This window comes from Amycolatopsis sp. NPDC051373 (assembly GCF_040689465.1).
Classification (GTDB): Bacteria; Actinomycetota; Actinomycetes; order Mycobacteriales; family Pseudonocardiaceae; genus Amycolatopsis.
The window spans coordinates 94,169-114,934 of sequence record NZ_JBFBAE010000022.1 but is presented as its reverse complement, the minus strand read 5'-3'; the positions used below and the strand labels follow the sequence as shown (position 1 = coordinate 114,934).

Below are 20,766 nucleotides of genomic sequence, written 5' to 3'. Positions count from 1 at the left end.
AGAAAGGTGACCACGGCCAGCACCCGGCGGTGGTAGTCCTCGGTCTCCGGCAGGCTCAGTTTGGCCAGTATAGTGTGGACGTGCTTCTCCACCGTTCCTTCGGTGACCCACATCCGGTGCGCGATCCCTGCATCGGATCTGCCCGCTCCGCTTCGATATGCGCCGACAGCACAAGAACTCCGGTGCCTGGAAGCTCCTGGCGGATCATCTGGGCCGCATCCAGACCCTCCCGGGTGTGTGTTGGTGGCATCCGGGCGTCCACCACTACGAGATCCCGTCGGTGCTGCCGCGCCAGGCTGAGCATTTCAGTGGCGTCGCCGACCTGCCCCATCACCGTGAACCCCGAGTGAACGAGCAGGCTGGCCAACCCCTCGCGGAACAGCACGTCGTCCTCGGCCAGGATCAGCCGCTGAGCGGTCATACCCGGCGTTGTCGGGAGTCCGGCGGTGTGTTCGTTCGTCCCTGCACCCTGTGGGCGGCGAGATGGTTTGCTCGATCTCCCGCCATACGGGCGAGGTCGACTTCCGGAGGCGTGCAGAGCGTTGTACATGTCAACGCTCCTCAATGGAGAAACAAGGCCGGGCGGCTCGTCGCAAAGAGAACGGTCGCTTTCGACTACTCGGCAGTCGGTTGGGACACAGTTTGCCCGATGGCACACCCATTCGCGATACCGGCACACTGGAAACCCTCGTCCCACTAGCTGGAAGACAGGTTTACCTGTCCTCCACGAAGATGCGCGAAGCGCTCGTCGACTGGTCGACGCTGCGATCACACCCCCAGAGACGTTGTGCTGGCGGTGCCGACTGGGCTCTCGCATTGGTCGAGTCGGGAGATGGCCGCGTTCATCACCCACACTGAAGGTGTCGGTGTCTTACGAACAACGCGCACTTTTGGTCAGCACGTCGACGACCTTCTGGATGTCATGGCTGTCCATTGTAGACTTCTACCTGGTCTGTCCCACAGCGGCCGTCGGCTCGATGCGGCCGGAGCCGTCACAGCAAGCGTACCCGGCCCATCAATCTCGAACACCTGCTTCAATCGGCAAGGGTTGCAGCGTTTCACGGTGGCGGGTATCGCGGGATTCCGGCTAACCGGCAGCAGGGTTTGGCGCCATCCGTGAAGACACGCCGGTCACCAAGCCGGATCGTCACACGTATGACGAAGCCTGTGAAGGCACCAGATCGGAGCCCACGCCCCGCGAAGCCGCTGCTTTCAACACTCGACCCGACACATCCCGCCGAAGCCGGCGACCACGGTGAGGACGATGGAACCGAGTGTGCCGGGAGTCTCGTGGCAGGCCGCTATCGGGTCGAGTCGCTACTGGCCCGCGGCGGAATGGCGCTGATCTGGCTCGCCGAGGACGAGTTCCTACGGCGGCAGGTCGCGCTGAAGCAAGTCAACGTGCACTACCGCGCATCTGAGCAATCACGCAGAGCGGCTCGCGTGCGGGCACTCCGGGAGGCGCGTACCGCTGCGCGAGTGGGCCACCCCGGCGTTGTCACGGTCTACGACGTGGTCAGGCAGGACGGCGATCCGTGGATCGTCATGGAACTGCTGCGGGGGCGGAGTCTGGCCGAAGCGCTCGACGCCGAGGGACCGCTGCGGGGCGAGCACGTGATCCACATCGGACTGAGCCTTCTCGACGTGCTGCGCGCCGTACACCGGGCGAACATCGTGCATCGCGATGTCAAACCGGCCAACGTGCAGCTCTGCGATGGTGCGCGGGTGATCCTCACCGACTTCGGCATCGCGACCGCCCCAGGCAGTGACTCACGAACTCAGATCCGCATGGTGGCCGGCAGCCCGGGCTATGTCTCGCCCGAACGGCTCCGCGGGGGCAAGGCCGGACCGGCGTCCGACCTGTTCTCTCTCGGCGCAACGCTGTTCACCGCCGTCGAAGGCACGTCACCGTTCGCCAGGGACAACATGGCCGCCACACTCACCGCCGTGGCCGAGGAACCACCGGCCCCGTTCTTGCGCGCCGGCCCGTTGCGCCCGGTCATCGAGGGTCTCCTAGCCAAGGAGCCGAACCGACGACTGAACGCCGACCAGGCATGCACCCTCCTTCACGAAGCCGCTCTATTTGTCAACGAAGGCGAGCGGTACTGCGCCGGGTCAAGTCCTGCATCTCTGGCCCCAATCCGGCGAGCACTGCGCGGCCGGCGTCGGTGAGGCCGACGAACGTGCTGTCGACCAGCAGCGTGTCGCCGCCGATATCGACCGCGAGCGCAACCGGCGGTGGGAGCGGTCCGGCCGAAGGCCCCGCCGGGCCGTCACCAACTAGTTCAGCCCGCGCCCAGGTGAGGCATGAACGCCTTGTTCCGTACCGGGTTTGATGGAGACCAGCAAGCCTGGATGATGAGGACTGATGGCCCCACCGAAGAAGTACCCAGACGAGCTGCGTGAGCGGGCAACCCGGATGGCCGTGGAGGCGCGCCGGGACCCGGCTGCGGCGACTGGTGCGATCAAGCGGATCGCCGAGCAGCTCGGGATCCACCCCGAGGCACTGCGGACCTGGGTCAAGCGCGCGGAGATCGATGCCGGGGACCGGCCGGGCACCACGACCAGCGATGCGGAGCGGCTCGCGCAGCTGGAACGGGAGAACCGTGAGCTGCGGCGAGCGAACCAGATCTTGAGGTCAGCGGCCAGTTTCTTTGCGGCGGAGCTGGACCGTCCGTCGCGATGAAGGTCGCGTTCGTCGACTCCCAGCGGGAGGAACACGGTGTCCAGCCGGTCCTGCAGGCGCTCGCGCAGACGCCCGCCGAGATCGCACCGTCGACGTACTACGCGGCCCGTTCCCGCCCGGAATCGGCGCGTGCAGCACGAGACCGGGAGCTGACCGGGACGATCAAGCGGGTGCACCAGGACAACTACGGCGTCTACGGGGCGAGGAAGGTCTGGGCCGAGCTGCACCGCGAGGGCGTCGACGTGGCCCGGTGCACGGTCGAGCGCCTCATGCGCGAGAACGGACTGCGCGGCCTGCTGCGCGACAAGTCTCCGCGCACGACACGACCAGCGACGGAGACCAGCAGGCCCGCTGACCTGGTGAACCGGGACTTCACGGCCACGCGTGCCAACGAACTGTGGGTCGCGGACATCACCTACGTGCGCACCACCGCCGGCTGGGTCTACGCCGCGTTCGTGCTCGATGTCTTCTCCCGCCTGATCGTGGGCTGGCAGGTCGCCACCAGCCTCTACACGGATCTGGCGCTGGACGCGCTGCAGATGGCCATCTGGCGCCGCCAGGCCGCCGACGCGGACCTGACCGGGCTCGTCCACCACAGCGACCGCGGCGTGCAGTACCGGGCGCTTCGCTACACCCAGCGCCTCGACGAGGCCGAAGCTGTCACATCTGTTGGCAGCAAAGGAGATTCCTACGACAACGCGATGGCAGAGGGTTTCAACTCGCTCTACAAGGCCGAACTCGTCCGCAACAAGGGCCCGTGGCGAGGCATCGACGACCTCGAGATCGCCACCATCGAGTACATCGACTGGTACAACAACCGACGCCTGCACGGCGAGCTCGGACACGTGCCGCCCGCCGAATACGAAGCACTACACGCGATGACCCACCCAGTCACCGCAACCCTGGAAACCAACTAATCCAGTCTCCACCAAACCCGGTACTTGACACCTCGTTTTGACAGGTAAGGCCCGAAAAGTGCCGCCCGTGTATCAACTGGCGTTTCTCGACGATTTGGTGGTGTTGATCGAGGAAGCGACGGGGGATGGGTGCGGTGACCGAAGCAGCGGTGGGGATGTCCTGCACAGGTGTGGGCGCCAGGCAGTGCGGCGGTGGCCGTGGGCACCGGTGACGACGGGACCGAATCGTTGGCGGTGTGGCAGGTGAGCCCGGCGGGGGCGCCGACGGGAGCGTGGATGGTGCCCGCCGCCGAGGCCGTGGCATCGCAGGACACCGCGCGGCGGCTGGTGTCGGCGCTCGAGCGTCGCGCGATCGCCGCGAGGGATTCGGTGGAGGTTGTCAGGTTGCCGGCACCGCCCAAAGCCTCGCCCTCAGTGCCACCACCCGTTGCCTGTTGTACGGCAGCACCCTTGCCGACCGGGCACCGATCTTCAGCGTCGTCTACCTCCTCTCCTACAGCGGCGCCACGATCCCGGCCCACATCGCCGGCCAACTTTCGGGCACCTTCTCGCTGCCGCAAATCGCCCTCGGATACGGCGGACTCGCCCTCGTCGCCACCCTGTTCACCGTCCTCGCCGCACGCAACCCGCGCAGCGGCGCGACCAGGGACCCTCAGCCCAGTGAGTAATCGCGACGAACCTCATCGCCATTCGGACGTGGCGCCGCCGGAAGCAAATAGAGCGGGTTCCCCAGCTCGTCGCGACGACCGTGCCGATCCGATCGGGATCGTTTCGTCCTGGGGCGCCGCCGCGCAGGAAGTCCAAGGTGTGGTTCTTCTCGCTGGAGCTCAGGTCGTCTTCCAGCCCCGCTTCGGCACAGGTGACGTTACGGGCGTCGACACTCATCGGCATCGGTGCATCCGGATTGCGCGGCGCTGTACGCCTGCACCGAGGTATAGAGAATGTACCCAGTCTGGACCGAGTGTCGGCAGCAGAGGGGCCCGCTCTCCAATACCCACAAGGTGATCACCGTCGACCTGCGTGGCACTGGCGACTCCCAGGTCACTAAGAGCGGTTACCAGGCAGCGCAGTTGGCCAAGGACGTGCATCCTGCCGAAGCGGCTGGGGCTCAACAACGGCGTCGAGGTAGTCGGTCGTCGCGGTGGCACCAAACTTCATCCTGGTGCTGATCGCCCGGATGTCCTTCGGCGCCACCCTCGGACCCTTCTGGACCGTGGTCTCACCGGACCCAAGCTGGGGGCCCCGCCGGCGACACTCGCGCCATCACCATCATCGCGGCGGGTATTTCGGGTGGAACGGTGGTGGGGCTGCCTGCGGGACAGTTCCTCGGCAACCTCTGCATGATCTCGTGGGAGTCGTGACGAGGCGGGCCGCCCGGTTCGCAATGGCGGCGGGCGCTGGTGTTCATCGGACAGTTCACCGCCTGGACGTACGCATTCGATGTCAAACTTCCGGTAGACGCAAGACGGAGAAGCAGCCGGGCTGACCATCAAGTGTTGCCGCACTCCGTCGCTGGTGTACCCCGACTTGATCCCGGTGGAGCGTGTGGCCTTGTCACATGCAGATGAGGATCTGTCTCTGGTTCGGGTCAAGCCGGTGTGTCGGCGTCAGCCGGCGGTAAGAACCGATCGTCGACTGACGCCGACAAGAAGACCAGTACAGAGGAGAGCGCGAATGGCTGAATCCAACGAGCGGCTGGACTCCGCCGGCAAGGATTTGCGAGTATCGAATGCCTCGGTGTTCGAGCTCGTCGAAAGGTCGAGCAGGCTTGGTCGTTCCGCTTCGCAGGGCTTAAGCGCCACGGAGGCGCCGGCGGGCGCAACATCCCCATGTCGACGAGCCTGGTACGCGAGTGGATCCGTGCGGCGAAGTCGGTCCGCTCGGTGATCACGAGCAACGTCGAGCGCGGCAAGCGACGGTGAGCCCGTCGCGGGCCCGAGGCCGCTCGAGCATCTCCCACCATCCGCGGGCTGGCGCAGCTGCTCTTCGTCGCAGGTGTCAGTGGGCGCACTGGTTGGCGCCACATGGTGTGGTCGAGTTCCCATGGGGTGCGGCCCAGCCGAGTTGCGAGGGCGGCGAGCAGGTCGCGGGCTTCCGGCACGCTCACCGCGCCGTCCTGGTTGAGGGGTCGGCCCCGGTGAGCATCCACGGGTAACTCAGTCTGGCTGCGCGACCGTGCCCAGGCACCGTTGCCAAGCGGGTCTGCGCTTCAGCCAGCGCGGTAAGAGCGCCAAGTGGGTTTCGGGAAGCACCCCTGACGGCCGATAACGAGCCAGCGCGCTGGGAGACCAACGGCTATGACGACCACGGTGACCCGTGGCGGGAAGAACGGTACAAGGGCGACTGATGATCCTTCCCCCATCGTGGCAGACAGCGACAGGACTGCAGTTCGTGCCCAAGACGCCTCGGACCAAGACCTGGAACCGGGTCCGGATTGAACTTTTCGGTCCGACAAGGTGAGTTCTCCACGAAAGATCAGGCCGGACCGGTGCCGTCGAACGGCTCACAGCCTCCGGACCCGGGATCAAAAAGCAAACAGTCCAGCATCCAGCCGGAGGAAGTCATGCCGACCATCACGCCCAGCCCGGTCGTAACGCGGCCCTATCGCACGCGCGTTTTCACGAAGGGCGCGGCGCTTCTTCGGCTGATGCGGACGACGGACCACAAGCAGATCGGCGTGATGTACCTGGTCACGGCGTTCGCCTTCTTCATGGCCGGCGGTGCGATGGCCATGCTGATTCGCACGGAGCTGGCCCGGCCCGGGCTCCAGTTCCTCTCGCAGGAGCAGTACAACCAGCTGTTTACGATGCACGGCACGGTCATGTTGCTGATGTATGCGACCCCGGTCCTGTTCGGGTTCGCGAACTTCGTGCTGCCGCTGCAGATCGGTTCGCCCGACGTCGCGTTCCCGCGGCTCAACGCGTTCTCGTACTGGCTTTACCTCTTCGGCAGCCTGATCGTCATCTCGGGATTCCTGACGCCGGGAGGTGCTGCCGAATTCGGTTGGACGGCTTACACGCCACTGTCGGAGGCCACCCACACGCCAGGCCCCGGCACCGATATGTGGATCGCTGGCCTCATCGTATCCGGTCTCGGCACGATCCTCGGCGCGGTCAACATGGTCACCACCGTGGTCTGTCTCCGCGCGCCCGGGATGACGATGTACCGGATGCCTATCTTCACCTGGAACATCCTGGTCACGAGCATCCTGATCCTGCTCGCGTTCCCGATCCTCACGGCCGCGTTCTTCGGCCTGGAGGCCGATCGCCGCTTGGGTGCGCACGTGTTCGACCCGGCCAACGGTGGGGTAATCCTGTGGCAGCACCTGTTCTGGTTCTTCGGCCACCCTGAGGTCTACATCATCGCGTTACCGTTCTTCGGGATCGTCTCGGAGATCCTCCCGGTGTTCAGCCGCAAACCGATCTTCGGGTACAAGGGCCTGGTCTTCGCGACGCTGGCGATCGCGGCCCTCTCGTTCTCCGTGTGGGCACACCACCTCTATGCCACCGGCGCCGTGCTGCTGCCGTTCTTCTCCTTCATGACCTTCCTGATCGCGGTCCCGACCGGCGTGAAGTTCTTCAACTGGATCGGCACGATGTGGAAGGGCCAGCTGTCCTTCGAAACACCCATGATCTTCGCCGTCGGCTTCCTGGTCACGTTCCTCCTGGGCGGCCTGACCGGGGTGATGCTGGCCGCCCCGGTCATCGACTTCCACGTGTCGGACACGTATTTCGTGGTGGCGCACTTCCACTACGTGCTCTACGGCACGATCGCCTTCGCGACCTTCGCCGGCATCTACTTCTGGTTCCCGAAGATCACGGGCCGGATGATGGACGAGAAGCTGGGCAAGTGGCACTTCTGGACCACGTTCATCGGCTTCCACGGCACGTTCCTGGTCCAGCACTGGCTCGGCGCCGAAGGCATGCCCCGCCGCTACGCCGACTACCTGAGCTCCGACGGGTTCACCACGCTGAACACGATCTCCACGATCGGCGCGTACATCCTCGGTGCGTCCACGCTGCCGTTCATCTGGAACGTGTTCAAGAGCTACCGCTACGGCGAGATCGTCACCGTCGACGACCCATGGGGCTACGGCAACTCCCTCGAATGGGCCACGTCCTGCCCGCCGCCGCGGCACAACTTCACCGAACTGCCCCGGATCCGGTCCGAGCGCCCCGCGTTCGAACTGCACTACCCGCACATGATCGAGCGCATGCACACCGAAGGCGAGATCGGCTTCTTCGGCAAGTCGCGCCACCAGGCCGCGCCGTCGCAGAAACTCGTCGACGCGACCATGCCGGGCGACCACAGCAAAGACAACGCAGGCGAGCAATAATCCTGTCGTCCGCTCCGCATCCAGAGAAGACGAACCGAGCTACGGGAGCAAGGCTTGCGCCCGCGCGCGATGAGTCCGGTCCGGACGCACGGGGTGTGGGCGATCGGCTCGCAGGTCAGGCGTGGCGTCCGGGGAACTGTGAGCCGTCTCCGCAGTGGGTGAAGCGCAGGCCGACGATCGAGCCGTCCTCGACCATCCAGTGCAGATCGTAGGAGGCGCGGTAGTCGGTTTTGGAGACCAGACGACTCTCCGACGACCTCATCCTCGGAAACCTCAACATCGACTTTTCCTTCACCGACCGCCCGACGGTCAACGTCTACCTCAGCATCCTGCTGAAACGGACCGAAACGGCTGGGCCATCGCCCTCTACCAAGTCTCCAAACTCGACCAGGACACCACCGGCGAAGACCCCGAGTGCCAGTAGCAGCGGGGCACGAACATCGAAGGAGCGGCTGTTCAGGCCCAGTGAAAGGACCCCATCCGAGGTCTACCCTGGCAGCCGGCGCCTGCCTTCACCAGCCCCACCGGCCAAGATCACGAAGTCCCGCTGGAGTATCAGATGGAACGTCCGTGCACGTCAGCATCGCGTACAGGGGCATCGCAACGATGACCCACCTGCGGCGAACGCCGAGCCGCACGGGTAAGGAGCAAGAAATGAACGATAGCAAGCAGTCCGCCGAAGATCCGACGGTCCTCGAGCAACTCGACCTGAACCGTCACCATGTCTGATATCGCCGCCCAGACGCGCTACGAACAGTTCGTCGAACTCCATCGTGGCCCCGATACGTTCATCATGCCCAACGCATGGGACGGCCTGTCGGCCCTGCTCTTCAAGGAGGCCGGGTTCAAGGCCATCGCGACCTCTTCAGCGGCTTTCGCGGCGACACTGGGCCGGCTCGACGGCGTCCACGCCGTCAGCCGTGACGAGCACCTCGACCACGCCGCACTGCTCACGTCCGTGAGCGGACTGCCGGTCAACGGCGACTTCGAGGACGGCTACGGCGAGACTCCCGAAGATGTCGCTGCCACTGTCGACGCTGCCATTGCCCGGCGTCTCGCCGGCATCGGAGTCGAGGACACCACCGGTGACCCCTCCAACCGGATTCGCGGCTTCGAGGACGCGGTTCGCCGCACCGAGGCCGCTGCCGCAGTTGCGCGCAGACGGATCGTTCTGACCGGCCGTACAGACAACTTCTTGTGGGGGATTTCGGACATAGATGACACCATCCGCCGCCTCACGGCCTTCGCGGAAGCGGGAGCTGACGTCCTGTACGCGCCAAACCTGCCGGACATGGCCTCGATCAGTGCCGTCATCAACGCTGTCGCGCCGAAACCGGTCAACGTCCTCGTCAGCCCCCAGGACACGACCACCCTCGCGGAACTCCAGACGATCGGTGTCCGCCGGATCAGCCTTGGGGTCGACCCGTACACGCACGCCCTCGGAGCTACGAAGGCGGCTGCGGCGAAGCTGGCCGAGGGAGACCTGACGGCGCTCGCATCAGAGCTCAACTTCGGCCACGTCATCGACCTCATCAAGGGCTGACACGGCCACGCAACCGGCCGACCACCGCTGCCACCCGACGCGCTACTTCGCACATCCGCGCAAGTTCACGGCCGCCACGTGTCCTCGTGTCACACCCGGGGTGGGTGCTGTCATGGCTGGGACGGCCCGCGGGACGGGTGCATCGAGTCCGAAGAACAACCCCTGGCCAGCGGGCGACTGCCCGCGCGGTGACACTGGGACGGCTGGGACGGGTACACGCGAACCTGTCCCAAGCGCTGTCGAGCGCCTACCTGAAGGCCCGTTCGGGAGGGGCCGGGCTGTGCCGGCAGGTTCGTCCCACCGCGTGCACTGTCCGCGACGTCGGAGGTGGCACACGAAGCTGAGGTGACTCCTGTTCAGTTCGGGTCCACGCCCACGCGCTACAGGGAGACTTCAGCCAGAACGGCGGTGCCCGCGCCGGGCGCAGTCTGCACCCAGAGCCGGCCGCCGAGCGCTTCCACCCGGTCCTTGAGCCCGACCAATCCGGATCCGCCGGCGAAGTCAGCGCCGCCACGGCCGTCGTCGCGCACCCGGATCCGCAGCACGCCGCCGCCACCGTCGACGATCTCGACCTCGACGTGGACGGTCGAGGCCCGCGCGTGCTTAGTCACGTTGGTCAGCGCCTCGGAGACGACGTAGTAGGCGGCGATCTCGACCGGCTCGGGCAGGCGCCGGTCGACCTGCACCGCCAGCTCGACCGGGACTGAGGAGCGGCGGGCGAGTCCCTTGAGCGCCGGGCGCAGCCCACCCGCGGCGAGGGCCGCCGGGTGGATGCCGCGGGCGAAGTCGCGCAGCTCGTCCAGGGCAGTGGCGGCTTCGGCCTCGAGAGTCGAGAGCTGTTCCCCCAGCTCGCCGGACCCGGGCGGGACGGCCGCTCGGGCGATCCGCGCGAGCATGACGAGCGTGACCAGACGTTGCTGGGCGCCATCATGCAAGTCCCGCTCGATCCGCCGACGGGCCTGGTCCGCGGCGACGGCGATACGCGCGCGCGAGGCGGTGAGGTCGGAGTAGAGCTGGGCGTTGTCGAGGGAGACGGCGAGCTGCGCGGCGATGAGCCTGACGGCGTCGAGCCGTTCCGTGGCAAACGCGGCGCGCATGAGGCGGTTCTCCAGCAACAGCACCGCGCGCAGCGCGCCGCGGCCGAGGATCGGCATGGCCAGCAACGAACAGGCGTAGAGGCCGGCGATGTACGGGTCGCGGGCGAAGCGGTCATCGCGGGTGGCGTCGTCGACGATCAGGATCTCAGCCGTCCGCTGGACGTAGCGCACTGCCGACATCGGCAGGTCGCGTTCGTGCGGGCCGCCCGCCGTGGCGGTATCCGTGGAGTGGTTCGGTGTGGGCACCAGCCAGTCGTGGCGGTCGTCGTCCCACAACAGCAGGTGCACGCCGGTGGCGCCGGTCATCGCACTGAGCACCTCGAAGACGCGGGTGTGCAAGCGTTCGATGTTGGTCTCTGAGCTGAGGGCCTGCGACGCGGCGAGGATGCCGCGAAGGTCGAGCGTGCCGGTTGTGACCGCTGAGGACAGCCGGAGATCACCGGCACGCTGGTCGCCGCCGGGCTCGCCGGTCGTGGGTGCTCCCAGCCGTGAGGTCGGGTAGGCCCAGTCCAGCTGGGCGACCTTCGCTGTCGCGCCCCATGCGGCGTAGTACTGCCGCGCGTGCGCAAGCAGGTCGCGGCCAGCCTGCTCCAACCCGTGTGCGAGGTAGAAGCGGGCGGTGCGTTCGGTGATGAGGGCCCGGTGCCACGGGCGCTGCCGGCCGGCGGCCTCGCGCCGGGCGGTGTCGAAGGCGAGGGCTCCGGCGCGGAAGTCGCCGACCGCCCAGGCCCGCTCTGCCTCCAGCAACCGCTGCAGGTGCCGGAAGTTGTCCGGCGCGTCCGCGGCGCGGGCGGCCAGCCAGCTCGTCATCTCGTCCAGTTCGGACAGCAGACCGCCGCGCTCGTCACCATGGAGGGCGCGGGCCTGCTCGGCGAGGGCAAGCCCGCGCAGCAGGCGGGCCACGGCGGTGGGGTAGAGACCCGACACAGCTGTTAGCAGCGGCATCGCCGCCGCAGTGTGCCGCGCCAGGTCGCCTGGATCGCCGAAGATCGCGGCGACGAGCGCGTGGCCGAGATGCGCGTGGAAGAGCGGCATCAGGTTGTTGGCGTACCTGTCGGTGGGGACATCCTTACCGGTTGTGTCGACGCTTTCGCCGCGCAGTACACCGGCCAGCCACTGGTAGCTGTCGAGCCACTGGCCGGTCTGCTCGTTGCCGGTACGCCGTACGAAGGCCAGCCCCGCCTCCACTTCGGCGACGAGTACGTCCAGTGACGGCGCGCAGTCGAGCAGGTAATGCGCGGTCGGGTGGTAGGTATAGCCGGCGTTGGCCAGGTCGCCTCCCGCGATCAACCCCTCGCGGGCGCGCCCCGCGGCTTGGACCCCGTTCTCGATCGGCTCGAACCAGCAGCTCAGCAGAGCGAACCGGCGGCGGGCCTCGGAGGTGCCGGGCTCGTAGCCGCGGGCCTCACCCAACGCCAGGACGCGGCGCACCGCCTGGTACCCGGCGGCGTGGTGGCCACACCGCGCCACCGTGGCGACGGCGGCAGCGCTGACAGGTCCGATGAGGGTAGGGCCCGGGCCGTGCTCGATCCAGATCCGCAGCGATTCCAGGCTCAGCCAGGCGCCCGTGGCGTCACCGCCGGCGAAGTAGGCCGCCGGCTGGACTGCGTCGATCAGACGGGTCGTAGCCAGTAGTGTGGTCTCGGTGAGGTCGGGCCGAGCCAGATCACCGGCAGCGTCGGTGCGGTCCAGCCACCGGTACAGGCGGTCGAACTGGTGGTCGAGCTCGACAGCGAGCCGGTCCGCCGCCGGCACGGTGATGCCGAGCTCACGCAGCGAGTCGATGCCGAGTCCGATGGCGTCCGCAAATCGGTTCCGGTGCGTCAGGCTGCTCACCTGCACCGCCGTCGCGGCCGCGCGGTCCAACGCGGTGGGGCCCAGCGCTTCGATCGTGCGGTATTCCTCGTCTGCATCATCCAGGCGCCCCAGGCCGTAGAGGGCGGCGTGGCGGCCGGTGTGCACCGCGATCAGCGTGGCGGTCTCACCCGGGTCGATCAGCCGCAGCGCGGCGGCCAGCAGCGCGTTCACCAGCGCGTGGTCCCCGATCAACGTGGCCTGGTCGGCAGCGCGCCGCATCAGCCCCACCACCCGACGCCGCTCGCCGCCATCGTCGATCGCGTCGATGACCGGCAGGTACTGCTCGGCGGCGACCGCGAACAGCTCAGGCACCTCGGCCAGCCGCCGGGCCGTGGCGAGCTGCAAGGTGCGTCGCCGCCCCGAGTCGAGCCCGCGCAGGATCGCCTCGCGCAGCCGGTCGTGGCGGAACCGCACCGCCTCGTGGGCGCCGGGCTCCATCACGAGAAGGCCTTCGGCGAGGGCAGGCGCCAGCATCGATTGCACCTCGGCCGCCGGGTCACCGGCCGCAGTCTGCAGCAGGCTCAGCTCGGCGCGGCCGCCCAGACAGGCCATCACCTCCACCAGCTGCCGGGACCGCAGCGGTACGGTCTCGATGCGCGCCGCCAACAGCTCGCCGACCTTTGACCGGCCCAGATGAGCGCGCACCGCCGCCGTGTCCCACCGCCATCCCGTGGCGGTCGCGGTGAGCACGCCTTCGCGGCGCAGCGCGTTGAGCAGCTCCACGGTCTCGTACGGGTTGCCGGACGTGTGCGGCCCGATCACCTCGGCCAATCCGGCCGCCACGGCCGGGGCCGCGTGCAGCATCTCGGCGACCATGGTGACCAGGCTCGGGACGGACAGGTTGTCCAGTCGCAGGTGCCGCACTCCGGCCTGCTGACGCCATCGGGACAGCGGCGCCGCCAGCGGATGCGCCGCGTCCACGTCCTCGTCGCGGTAGGCGCCCACCAGCAGCAGACCCCCGACCAGTTCCTCGTCGAGCATCATGTCGACGAGGCCGAGTGCGCCGCGCCCGGCCCACTGCAGGTCGTCGAGGAACAGCACCACCGGGCGTTCCCGCGACGCGACCGCCCGCAGCGCCTGCACGCCCATCCACTGCGCCCGGTTCTGCGCAGTCAGCGGATCCCCGGGATCGGACGGCACCGCCAGCAGCGCGGCGAACTCCGGTACCACCGCGGTCAGTAGCCCGGCGTTCGGGCCGAGCGTCGCCAAGATCCGTGCGCGGATCTCGGTCAGCTCGGCCTCCGGCTCGGCCAGCAGCAGCCGGCCCAGCGCCCGAAACGCCTGGTGGACCCCGTTGAACTCCAGGTCGCGCCGGTACTGGTCGAATTTGCCGGCCACGAACCAGCCGTCCCGGCCGGCCACCAGTGGCCGCAGCTCGTCGACCAGCGCGGTCTTGCCCACCCCAGGTGTCCCGCCGACCAGCACCAGCCGGCACCGGCCCTCCTGCGCGTCCTCGAACGCCGCCCGCAGGGTCGCCACCTCGTCGTCGCGGCCCACCAGCCGCTGCGGCAACAGCCGCAGCGGAACATCGTGCTCGCCGACGCGAACCGAAGCCGTCGCCGGACGCACCTGAACCTCCCGCACGCGCTCCAGGTCGTGAACCACGCCGTCGGCGGTCTGATAGCGGTGGTCCGGTTCCTTCTCCAGCAGATGCAGGATGATCTCCGACAGCGGCCCCGGTACCGCCGGGTTCACCTTCGCCGGCGGCGCCGGCACCCGCGCCAGGTGATCTCGGGTGAGGCGCAGCGGATCCCCGGTACCGAACGGCGGCTCCCCCGTGGCCAGCTCGTACAGCGTCGCGCCCAGCGCGTAGAGGTCAGCCCGATGGTCCACCGACCGGCCGGTGCGCCCGGTCTGCTCCGGCGCCAGATAGGCCAACGTCCCCACGATCAGCGTGTGGTGGGTGAACTCCGGGCGGATCTCGGCGAACGAGGTCGCCAACGCGAAATCGACCAGGCACGGGACACCATCGCCGGAGATCACGATGTTGGCCGGGTTGATGTCACGGTGCATCACACGCCGCCGGTGCATCCCCGCCACCGCCTGGGCCAGCCCCACCGCCAGCCCGATCAGGACATCAAGCGGCAGCGGCTTGGCCAGCCCCGCCAGGCTGGTGCCACCGACATCCGCCAGCACCATCGACCTCGGGTACAGGGGCGCCTCCAGCTGCGCCACCCCCGCGACACCGCGCAGCCGCTCCAGCATCGCCCGCTCATGCCGAAGCCGACGCTCGGCATCCGGCCCCAGCGGCTCCTTCCGGATGACCGTGCGCCCAGTCAAAAACAGCCGACTCACACGCGTGCGGTCGCTCTCGTGCAGTACCTCGGCCTGCGGATCTCGGCCCGGCAGCACCCCGCCTACCCCATCCGACACCTCCACGCACGGACGGATTTCGCTCACACCTTGCCTACACCTGTTCGCGGGCGAAGGCGACTGTTCGCAACACCGCGACACGGAACGTCCCGGTCGCCGCACCCGGCACCGACCGGCCGACACCCTCCAGTCGCGCCGCCCTACCGCGCCCTCGCCGGCAGCGGGGGATCTGCGAAGTATTCGGGAAAAATCGGGCGGATATGGCTGGGTGGGCTCTTGACGAGGGCATCTTTGGGGTTCTGGTGGGAGGTTGCCGGTGGGCGCTCCGGTGTTCACGGACGAGGAGCTGGAGGGGCTTCAGTTCCTGGGATCGGCCGGGAGGACTTGTTCCAGTTCTTCACCCTGGCCCCGGCGGACGTGGCGTTCGTCGATCCCGGCTGCGTCACACGCGCTGACGTGGCTGCGCCAGGCCGACCGGCGCGACCGCACCGCCGGACAGCCCGCCGCGGGGGATCCTCGCCCTTGGTGATCAGAGCCCACACCGAGGAATGCCGACCCGGTGAACCACTTCTCCGCGAGTTCTGGGGTAACCGCGTCGAAGCGGCCCGGGCCAGCAACAGCTTCCCGAGGTCACGGACCTGACTGATCGGCACCCGGACCGACCCGATGCGAAGTGGACCTGGCATCGACGGCTGGCCGGCGATGGAACTTGGGATGTGGTGTTGCAACGTCTGCTTACCGAAGCGGACGCGTCTGGGCCGGTGGATCGGGCGGTGTCGGTGGATTCCACGATCGCGGGCGCATCAGCACGCCACCAACGTCAGTCGTGTCACCGGGGGCCGGGTCGAATTACACGGACCTGCTGAGCGAGCCGCCTGATCATGCGATGGGCCGCTCCCGTGGTGGCTGAAGCACGAAGGTCCATCACCTGCTCGACGGGTGCGGCCGGCCGCTGGTGGCTCTCGTCGGTCTCGGTCAGGCCGGGGATGCTCCGATGTTCGCGCGCCTGATGCGCCATCTGCGAATCCGTCGGGCTGGGCGCGGTCGGGCCCGCACCCGCCCCGACCGGCTCCGGGCGACAAGGCGTATTCGTCCCGGGCGATCCGCGGGCATGTGCGCTCCCATGGCATCACCGCTGTCGCTCCCGAGCCCGCTGACCAGGCGGGGCATCGGAAGCCTCGTGGCTCACGCGGTGTCGTCCGCCGGTATTCGATTCGGTCGACTACCGCGGTCGCAATGTGGTCGAGCGGGGCTTCAACGTGCCCAAACAATGGGCAACCGTCGGCAGCCAGGCCCAAGGCAACTACGGACGCGATCGCGGACTACCTGCCGTTGCCTTCTCCAGTCCGAACGATGATGCCTGCAGGTCCCCACAAAAGGTGCGGCCCGCACGGGTGGCCTCGACGAGGATCCCAGTGGGCCCCGCGAAACTCGACGAATTCCGAGAGCCACCAGGCGGCGCTCAGCCATCAGATGCGCCTGGGAACGACCACGCGCGCATAATCTGCCGCATCCTGATCAAGGAGTGCACCGCCGGTGGCACGGCGATGCACCAGCCCGGATTTCGACTCTTCTGACGTCGGATGGCATCAGATCAAGAACGCCACCATCGCTTGGGACGTGCGAGTACGCGCGACATCGCTGCTGATCACCCAACCCGGAGTCATCGCCGCAGACAAGCGACCGCTGCCGCGCGCGGCAGAAATGGCGCGCGAATTCCCACCTTCCCAGCATTAGTCATCCTCATACGAAGAGTTTCAATCCGCCGGGCATCGGCAACCGATCAGGCCGGCGCCGGCGCGCATTGTGGTGCGCTTCAGCGCTCGCACTGGTAGGTGAGGGTTCAGTCTCCCGCGCGTGTGGGCCTGACCTGAAGCACGACTGGGCCGCCTTTGGCGCCCGAAACAGCGCGCTCGAGCGCTGCCGCCGCCTCGGCGAGTGGCAGGACGGTGCCCACCGACAGCGCCAGTCGGCCATCGCCCAGCAGCGCACAGAGCTCTGCCAGCTGGGTGGCGTCCGGGCGCACATAGACGTCGGCGACACTGATGCCACGCTCGGCCGCCGGCGGGTCGCCGGTGATGGTCGCCATCCGGCCGCCCTCCCGCAGAGCCAGGACAGCGTCGGCGCTGCCTCCAGGGACGGTGTTGACGGCAGCGTCGACGCCAACGCCGCCGGTCAGTTCACGGACGCGATCGGGCCACCTGGCGTCGTGGTAGTCGACGATCTCAGCCGCTCCCCCCTGCGCTACCCGAACCGCGCTCGACGGTCCGGCAGTAGCGATCACCCGGACCCCACGCAGGGCAGCGAGCTGCACAAGCAACCCACCGGTCGTGCCACCAGCGCCGTGGACGAGCAGCGTCTCGCTCTCGACGACCTCGAGCGACTCGGAGATCACCTGCTCCGCAGTCAGCGCAGGCACCGGGAACGCCGCCGCCTGCTCCCACGACACGCCACGAGGCTTCAGCACGACCAGACCCGCGTCCACAACCACACGCTCCGCCCAGCAGCCCTGGTGACGCAGTTGAAGCGGATGACCGAGAACCTCGTCGCCGACCCGAAGGTCCGTGACCTGCGAACCGACCGCGACAACCGTGCCGGCGACTTCCACACCAAGCGCCATCGGCGGAGTCAGGCCGACATTCCACGCCCCGGCTCGGACGATGTCGTCCCAGTTACCGACTCCGGCTGTCTCAACCTCAAGCACCACTTCGTCCGGACCGGGACCATCGGGCTCGGGCAGCTCGAGCAACTCGACCCGGCCACCGACTTCACGCACTCCAGCAGCACGCATCACATTTTCTCCATTTCACTCTGACCAGTCTGGTACTTCTTCGACCATTCGGCTATGAGACCGGTTTCCTCGGCACCACCGAACGCATAAGCGGGCGACATGATCGGTCGGATGCGATCGACGTGCACCAAGACAGCCTCGTGCGCGGGGTAGCCTGGTCCGTTCAGGTCGAGCAGCCAGCGGTGCAGCCACTGGTAGACCGGCGATTCGTGATCATGAATCGCCGCTGTTCCGGTGAACCGATAGCCCCGGCGCCGGAAGATGTCTACGACATTCATCTCAATACGCGGGTCCGCCGTCAGGTTCTCGATCGTCCCGGGTGAGGCGATGTTCATGAACGCGATGTGCTCATCGTCGTACACCCGCGCCGACGCCTTCGGCGACAAGCTGGGCGAACCATCTGGCCGCACCGTCGCGACAAAGGTGAGTTTCGCAGCCTCCACGATCAGCCTCATATCGGCGTCGATCACGTTCGGCTCCTTTCGTTTCGAATGTGCCCCAGCTGTGAGGCAGCGGCCTGGAAAAGTGAAAAGCTCTCACAGACAAGCCGGCCCGGGTTGTCGTTGGCGCGCAGCGCGGTGAGTCGGCCGAGGCGGTCGCGCGTGCTCGAGGGTATTGGTCGCGGGTGGCTTGGTGGCGTTCGTCGGACCGGCCGAGCGCGGCGGCGAGCGCGACCGGCGATGTCTCGACTGCCTCGAAACCGGCATCGGCCAACATCAACGCCGAGCGACGATCCCGAGCGTTCGCGAGACGAGGTCCTGCCGCCTTACCGGGGGCCACCGGTCAGCTGGGCGCAGCGGCCGAGTCGACGGCGGGGATGTCGATCTCGGTCTCGTTGACGTTGTTGATGAAGTTGGTGAACAGAGCCTGCACCGCGACCGCGACGATCGCCAAGATCTGCGAGTCGGTATACCCAGCGCCTCGCACAGCCGCGAGATCTGCGTCACTGACCCACCCACGACTCTCAACCACTCGCTGGGCGAACCGAGCGACCGCAGCACGCTTGGGATCGACTGAGCTCCCGGCACGACCGAGGGCGATGTCCTCACTCGACATACGACCGAATTCGGACGATACGTACGTGTGGAGCGCCAAGCAGTAATCGCAGCCGTTGGCCTCCGACACGGCCAGCGCGATGCTGTGCCGGGTCTTCGCGTCCAGCACTCGGCTCAAGTTGCCCTGCAACGTCGTGACAGCCTCAAGAACAGTCGGGTTCGACGCAATGACCTTGAACATGTCCGGCACGAAACCGAGCTGCGCGCCGACGCCGGCGAGAATCCGCTGCACGCCGGCGGGTGCATCATCTGGAGCGGCAACATTCAGTCGTGACACGGCGAATCAACCTCCGATAAGTGGGTGAATGGTCGGCGTCGAGCCCACGTCGACTCTTACCGTCGCAGGGTCACCGTCACGTTTTGCGGCCGTGAACCCTGGCGTATACGGGGCCAGGGGCATCTGGGCCGAGCTGAACCGCCACGGTGTGGATGTGGCCCGGTGCACGGTCGAGCGGCTCGTGCGCGAGACCGGTTTCGCGGTTGCTGCGGACAAGTCCCCACGCACCACTCACCCTGCCGCCGAGACCGGACGGCCGGGGCGATCTGGTCGAACGCGACTTCACCGCAACCAGGCAGAACCGGTTGTGAGTCACGGACCAGAGCTACCCCGCACCGCCGGCGGCTGGGTCTACGCCGATTTCCTCCTGGACGAGTTCTCGCGCCTGGTCGTGGGTTGGCCGGCTGCCACCGGTCTCTGCGACCTTGCCCTGGACTCGCTTCAGATGTCGATCTGGCGCCGCCAGGCCGACGGCGCCGACGAGATCCGCGTGGTGCAGGGCGATCCGGACGAGGTCCGGTTCGTGGCGCTCTACCGCTCGGGTGCAGAGACGAATCCTACGACAACGCTATAGCCGAGGCGTTCGAACTCCCTCTACAATGCCGAACTTGTCCGCGACCGGGGCCGCTCACGAGGGATCGACGACCTGAAAATTGCGACGGTGGAGTGCATCGACTGGTACAAAAACCTGTGTCTGCTCGGCGAACTGGGACACGTCTCCCCGCCGAAATACCATGATTCGGCAAAGTGTTCGATCACGCGCCTCAGTGTTGTGAGAATCGGCTTCGACTGGCAAGATCTTTTGCTCGACCAGTCGGGCTGATCGTATGTCTTGCTGCCCGGTCGCGATTGTATCCTTACAACGGCGTAGGGGTGTTCGCCGAAACCGTACTCGGAAAAGGAGTGGACCTCATGACAGACCCTGCGATCGTCGTCGGCGTCGATGGATCGGACCAGGCGCTGGACGCCGTACGTTGGGCCGCCGCCGAAGCCGCACCCCGGGCCCTTCCGCTGCGGTTGGTGTCCGCCGTCGACCCGGCGATCGCCGTCGCTACAGCCGGGCCGCCCGTCGTGGAAAAGGCGATCGAGGCCATCGAGCCGATCGCGCAGGCGGACCTCGAGAAGGCCGCCCAGCTCGCCCGTGTGACCGCAGACATCACCGCCCGCACCGAGTACTTCTCCAGTCCGGCGATCCCGGTACTGGTCGAGCAGTCCAAGCACGCTCGCGTGCTCGCCCTCGGTGCGTCCGGGCGTAGCGGGTACGCCGGCATGCTGCTCGGGTCCACCGCGGTGTCCGTGGTGGCGCACAGCGAATGTCCCGTTGTGGTCGTCCGCCCGGCTGCCGAGCCCGCGGGTCCGGTGGTAGTCGGCGTCGACGGCAGCGAAACCAGCCTCGGAGCGCTGGCGGCGGCCTTCGACGAGGCGGCCTGGCGGCGGGCGCCTTTGGTCGCCGTGCACTCCTGGTTCGACTCGGACTACCTGCTCGCCACCCAGTACGGCCTGGTCAAAGGTGAGTCGGAAGAGGACGAGCAGGCTCAGGTGCTGGCCGAAAGCCTCGCGGGGTGGCAGGAGAAGTACCCGGATGTGACGGTCCAGCGCGTCGTGGTCCGCGACCAGCCTCGCCACCAGCTGCTGGAGTGGAGCCGCAAGGCCCAGCTCGTCGTGGTCGGTAGCCGGGGCCGCGGCGGGTTCAAGGGACTGGTGCTCGGTTCGACGAGCCAGGCGCTGATTCAGCACGCGCCCTGCCCCGTCATGGTCGTGCGCGGGTAACGGGAGAGCCCGTGCGCGAAGGGAGCGACGTCAAGGCCGGCAGCCGCACATTCGCTTTACCTCGTAACCCACTGGTCTAATTAGGACGACGCTGACAATGACGAACCTCCGGGGCCAGTAACCC

The 20,766-nt window shown here is 67.5% G+C and carries 15 protein-coding genes and 2 pseudogenes; 11 read left to right on the top strand and 6 right to left on the bottom strand.

The features are described 5' to 3' along the window. Positions 1 to 55: 55 nt before the first annotated feature. Positions 56 to 421, bottom strand: coding sequence for a response regulator transcription factor (locus AB0383_RS34515; RefSeq protein ID WP_366189517.1), 366 nt, complete (start codon positions 419 to 421; stop codon positions 56 to 58). Positions 422 to 1,155: 734 nt separating this feature from the next. Between AB0383_RS34515 and AB0383_RS34510 the strand changes: the two genes are divergently transcribed. The 5 genes and pseudogenes from AB0383_RS34510 to ctaD all read left to right on the top strand — a co-directional run bounded on the left by AB0383_RS34510 (position 1,156) and on the right by ctaD (position 7,939). Then, complete coding sequence (locus AB0383_RS34510; protein ID WP_366189516.1) at positions 1,156 to 2,172, top strand: serine/threonine-protein kinase; 1,017 nt, start codon at positions 1,156 to 1,158, stop codon at positions 2,170 to 2,172. A gap of 196 nt (positions 2,173 to 2,368) precedes the next feature. Next, positions 2,369 to 3,603, top strand: a protein-coding gene (locus tag AB0383_RS34505) for an IS3 family transposase (RefSeq protein WP_364183575.1) whose coding sequence is annotated in 2 segments (ribosomal slippage) — positions 2,369 to 2,648 and positions 2,648 to 3,603 — 1,236 coding nt in all. Because the reading frame shifts where the segments join, the coding sequence is not laid out codon by codon here. A gap of 168 nt (positions 3,604 to 3,771) precedes the next feature. Further along, a pseudogene (locus AB0383_RS34500) lies at positions 3,772 to 3,975 on the top strand (DUF6218 family protein); the annotation flags it as partial. Between the two features lie 62 nt (positions 3,976 to 4,037). Next, positions 4,038 to 4,271: a hypothetical protein gene (locus tag AB0383_RS34495; RefSeq protein ID WP_366189568.1), complete on the top strand. Its 234-nt coding sequence runs from the start codon at positions 4,038 to 4,040 to the stop codon at positions 4,269 to 4,271. A 1,895-nt stretch (positions 4,272 to 6,166) separates the two neighbouring features. After that, positions 6,167 to 7,939 carry a cytochrome c oxidase subunit I gene (gene ctaD, locus AB0383_RS34490; RefSeq protein WP_366189515.1) on the top strand — a complete coding sequence of 591 codons (1,773 nt, stop codon included), beginning with the start codon at positions 6,167 to 6,169 and terminating at the stop codon, positions 7,937 to 7,939. Between the two features lie 115 nt (positions 7,940 to 8,054). Here ctaD and AB0383_RS34485 read toward each other — a convergent pair whose 3' ends face one another. After that, positions 8,055 to 8,201 (bottom strand): hypothetical protein, encoded by a 147-nt coding sequence (locus AB0383_RS34485; protein ID WP_364189895.1) that lies wholly within the window; start codon positions 8,199 to 8,201, stop codon positions 8,055 to 8,057. A gap of 308 nt (positions 8,202 to 8,509) precedes the next feature. Here AB0383_RS34485 and AB0383_RS34480 point away from each other — a divergent pair, with 308 nt between their 5' ends. Both AB0383_RS34480 and AB0383_RS34475 read left to right on the top strand, forming a co-directional pair. After that, on the top strand, positions 8,510 to 8,668 hold the full coding sequence (locus tag AB0383_RS34480) for a hypothetical protein (protein ID WP_364189893.1): 159 nt from the start codon (positions 8,510 to 8,512) through the stop codon (positions 8,666 to 8,668). Next, entirely contained in the window at positions 8,661 to 9,482 is an 822-nt protein-coding gene (locus AB0383_RS34475) for an isocitrate lyase/phosphoenolpyruvate mutase family protein (protein ID WP_364189891.1), read from the top strand. Before AB0383_RS34480 ends, AB0383_RS34475 begins: the two co-directional genes overlap by 8 nt. A gap of 380 nt (positions 9,483 to 9,862) precedes the next feature. Here AB0383_RS34475 and AB0383_RS34470 read toward each other — a convergent pair whose 3' ends face one another. The 4 genes from AB0383_RS34470 to AB0383_RS34455 all read right to left on the bottom strand — a co-directional run bounded on the left by AB0383_RS34470 (position 9,863) and on the right by AB0383_RS34455 (position 18,872). Then, a complete protein-coding gene (locus tag AB0383_RS34470) occupies positions 9,863 to 14,890 on the bottom strand; it encodes an AAA family ATPase (protein WP_366189514.1) in 5,028 nt (1,675 codons plus the stop codon). 1,702 nt (positions 14,891 to 16,592) lie between these two features. Next, positions 16,593 to 17,540: an NADP-dependent oxidoreductase gene (locus AB0383_RS34465; RefSeq protein ID WP_366189513.1), complete on the bottom strand. Its 948-nt coding sequence runs from the start codon at positions 17,538 to 17,540 to the stop codon at positions 16,593 to 16,595. Continuing rightward, a complete protein-coding gene (locus AB0383_RS34460; RefSeq protein WP_366189512.1) occupies positions 17,540 to 18,010 on the bottom strand; it encodes a pyridoxamine 5'-phosphate oxidase family protein in 471 nt (156 codons plus the stop codon). The genes AB0383_RS34465 and AB0383_RS34460 overlap by 1 nt, the downstream gene beginning before the upstream one ends. Before the next feature lie 313 nt (positions 18,011 to 18,323). Further along, positions 18,324 to 18,872 carry a carboxymuconolactone decarboxylase family protein gene (locus AB0383_RS34455; RefSeq protein WP_364189878.1) on the bottom strand — a complete coding sequence of 183 codons (549 nt, stop codon included), beginning with the start codon at positions 18,870 to 18,872 and terminating at the stop codon, positions 18,324 to 18,326. A 28-nt stretch (positions 18,873 to 18,900) separates the two neighbouring features. Here AB0383_RS34455 and AB0383_RS34450 point away from each other — a divergent pair. The 4 genes and pseudogenes from AB0383_RS34450 to AB0383_RS34435 all read left to right on the top strand — a co-directional run. Then, positions 18,901 to 19,059: pseudogene (locus AB0383_RS34450) on the top strand (IS3 family transposase); the annotation flags it as partial. Between the two features lie 120 nt (positions 19,060 to 19,179). After that, positions 19,180 to 19,446 carry a hypothetical protein gene (locus tag AB0383_RS34445; protein WP_364189912.1) on the top strand — a complete coding sequence of 89 codons (267 nt, stop codon included), beginning with the start codon at positions 19,180 to 19,182 and terminating at the stop codon, positions 19,444 to 19,446. An 87-nt stretch (positions 19,447 to 19,533) separates the two neighbouring features. Next, positions 19,534 to 19,695, top strand: a complete 162-nt coding sequence (locus AB0383_RS34440; protein WP_364189875.1) for a hypothetical protein — start codon at positions 19,534 to 19,536, stop codon at positions 19,693 to 19,695. An 89-nt stretch (positions 19,696 to 19,784) separates the two neighbouring features. After that, positions 19,785 to 20,642, top strand: coding sequence for a universal stress protein (locus AB0383_RS34435; RefSeq protein ID WP_366189511.1), 858 nt, complete (start codon positions 19,785 to 19,787; stop codon positions 20,640 to 20,642). Positions 20,643 to 20,766: the final 124 nt, after the last annotated feature.

Bases quoted from the DNA above. Each gene is read 5' to 3' on its own strand.
- ctaD (WP_366189515.1), top strand. From the start codon at position 6,167: ATGCCGACCATCACGCCCAGCCCGGTCGTAACGCGGCCCTATCGCACG.
- AB0383_RS34465 (WP_366189513.1), bottom strand. From the start codon at position 17,540: ATGCGTGCTGCTGGAGTGCGTGAAGTCGGTGGCCGGGTCGAGTTGCTC.
- AB0383_RS34485 (WP_364189895.1), bottom strand. From the start codon at position 8,201: ATGAGGTCGTCGGAGAGTCGTCTGGTCTCCAAAACCGACTACCGCGCC.
- AB0383_RS34435 (WP_366189511.1), top strand. From the start codon at position 19,785: ATGACAGACCCTGCGATCGTCGTCGGCGTCGATGGATCGGACCAGGCG.
- AB0383_RS34510 (WP_366189516.1), top strand. From the start codon at position 1,156: ATGACGAAGCCTGTGAAGGCACCAGATCGGAGCCCACGCCCCGCGAAG.
- AB0383_RS34475 (WP_364189891.1), top strand. From the start codon at position 8,661: ATGTCTGATATCGCCGCCCAGACGCGCTACGAACAGTTCGTCGAACTC.
- AB0383_RS34515 (WP_366189517.1), bottom strand. From the start codon at position 421: ATGACCGCTCAGCGGCTGATCCTGGCCGAGGACGACGTGCTGTTCCGC.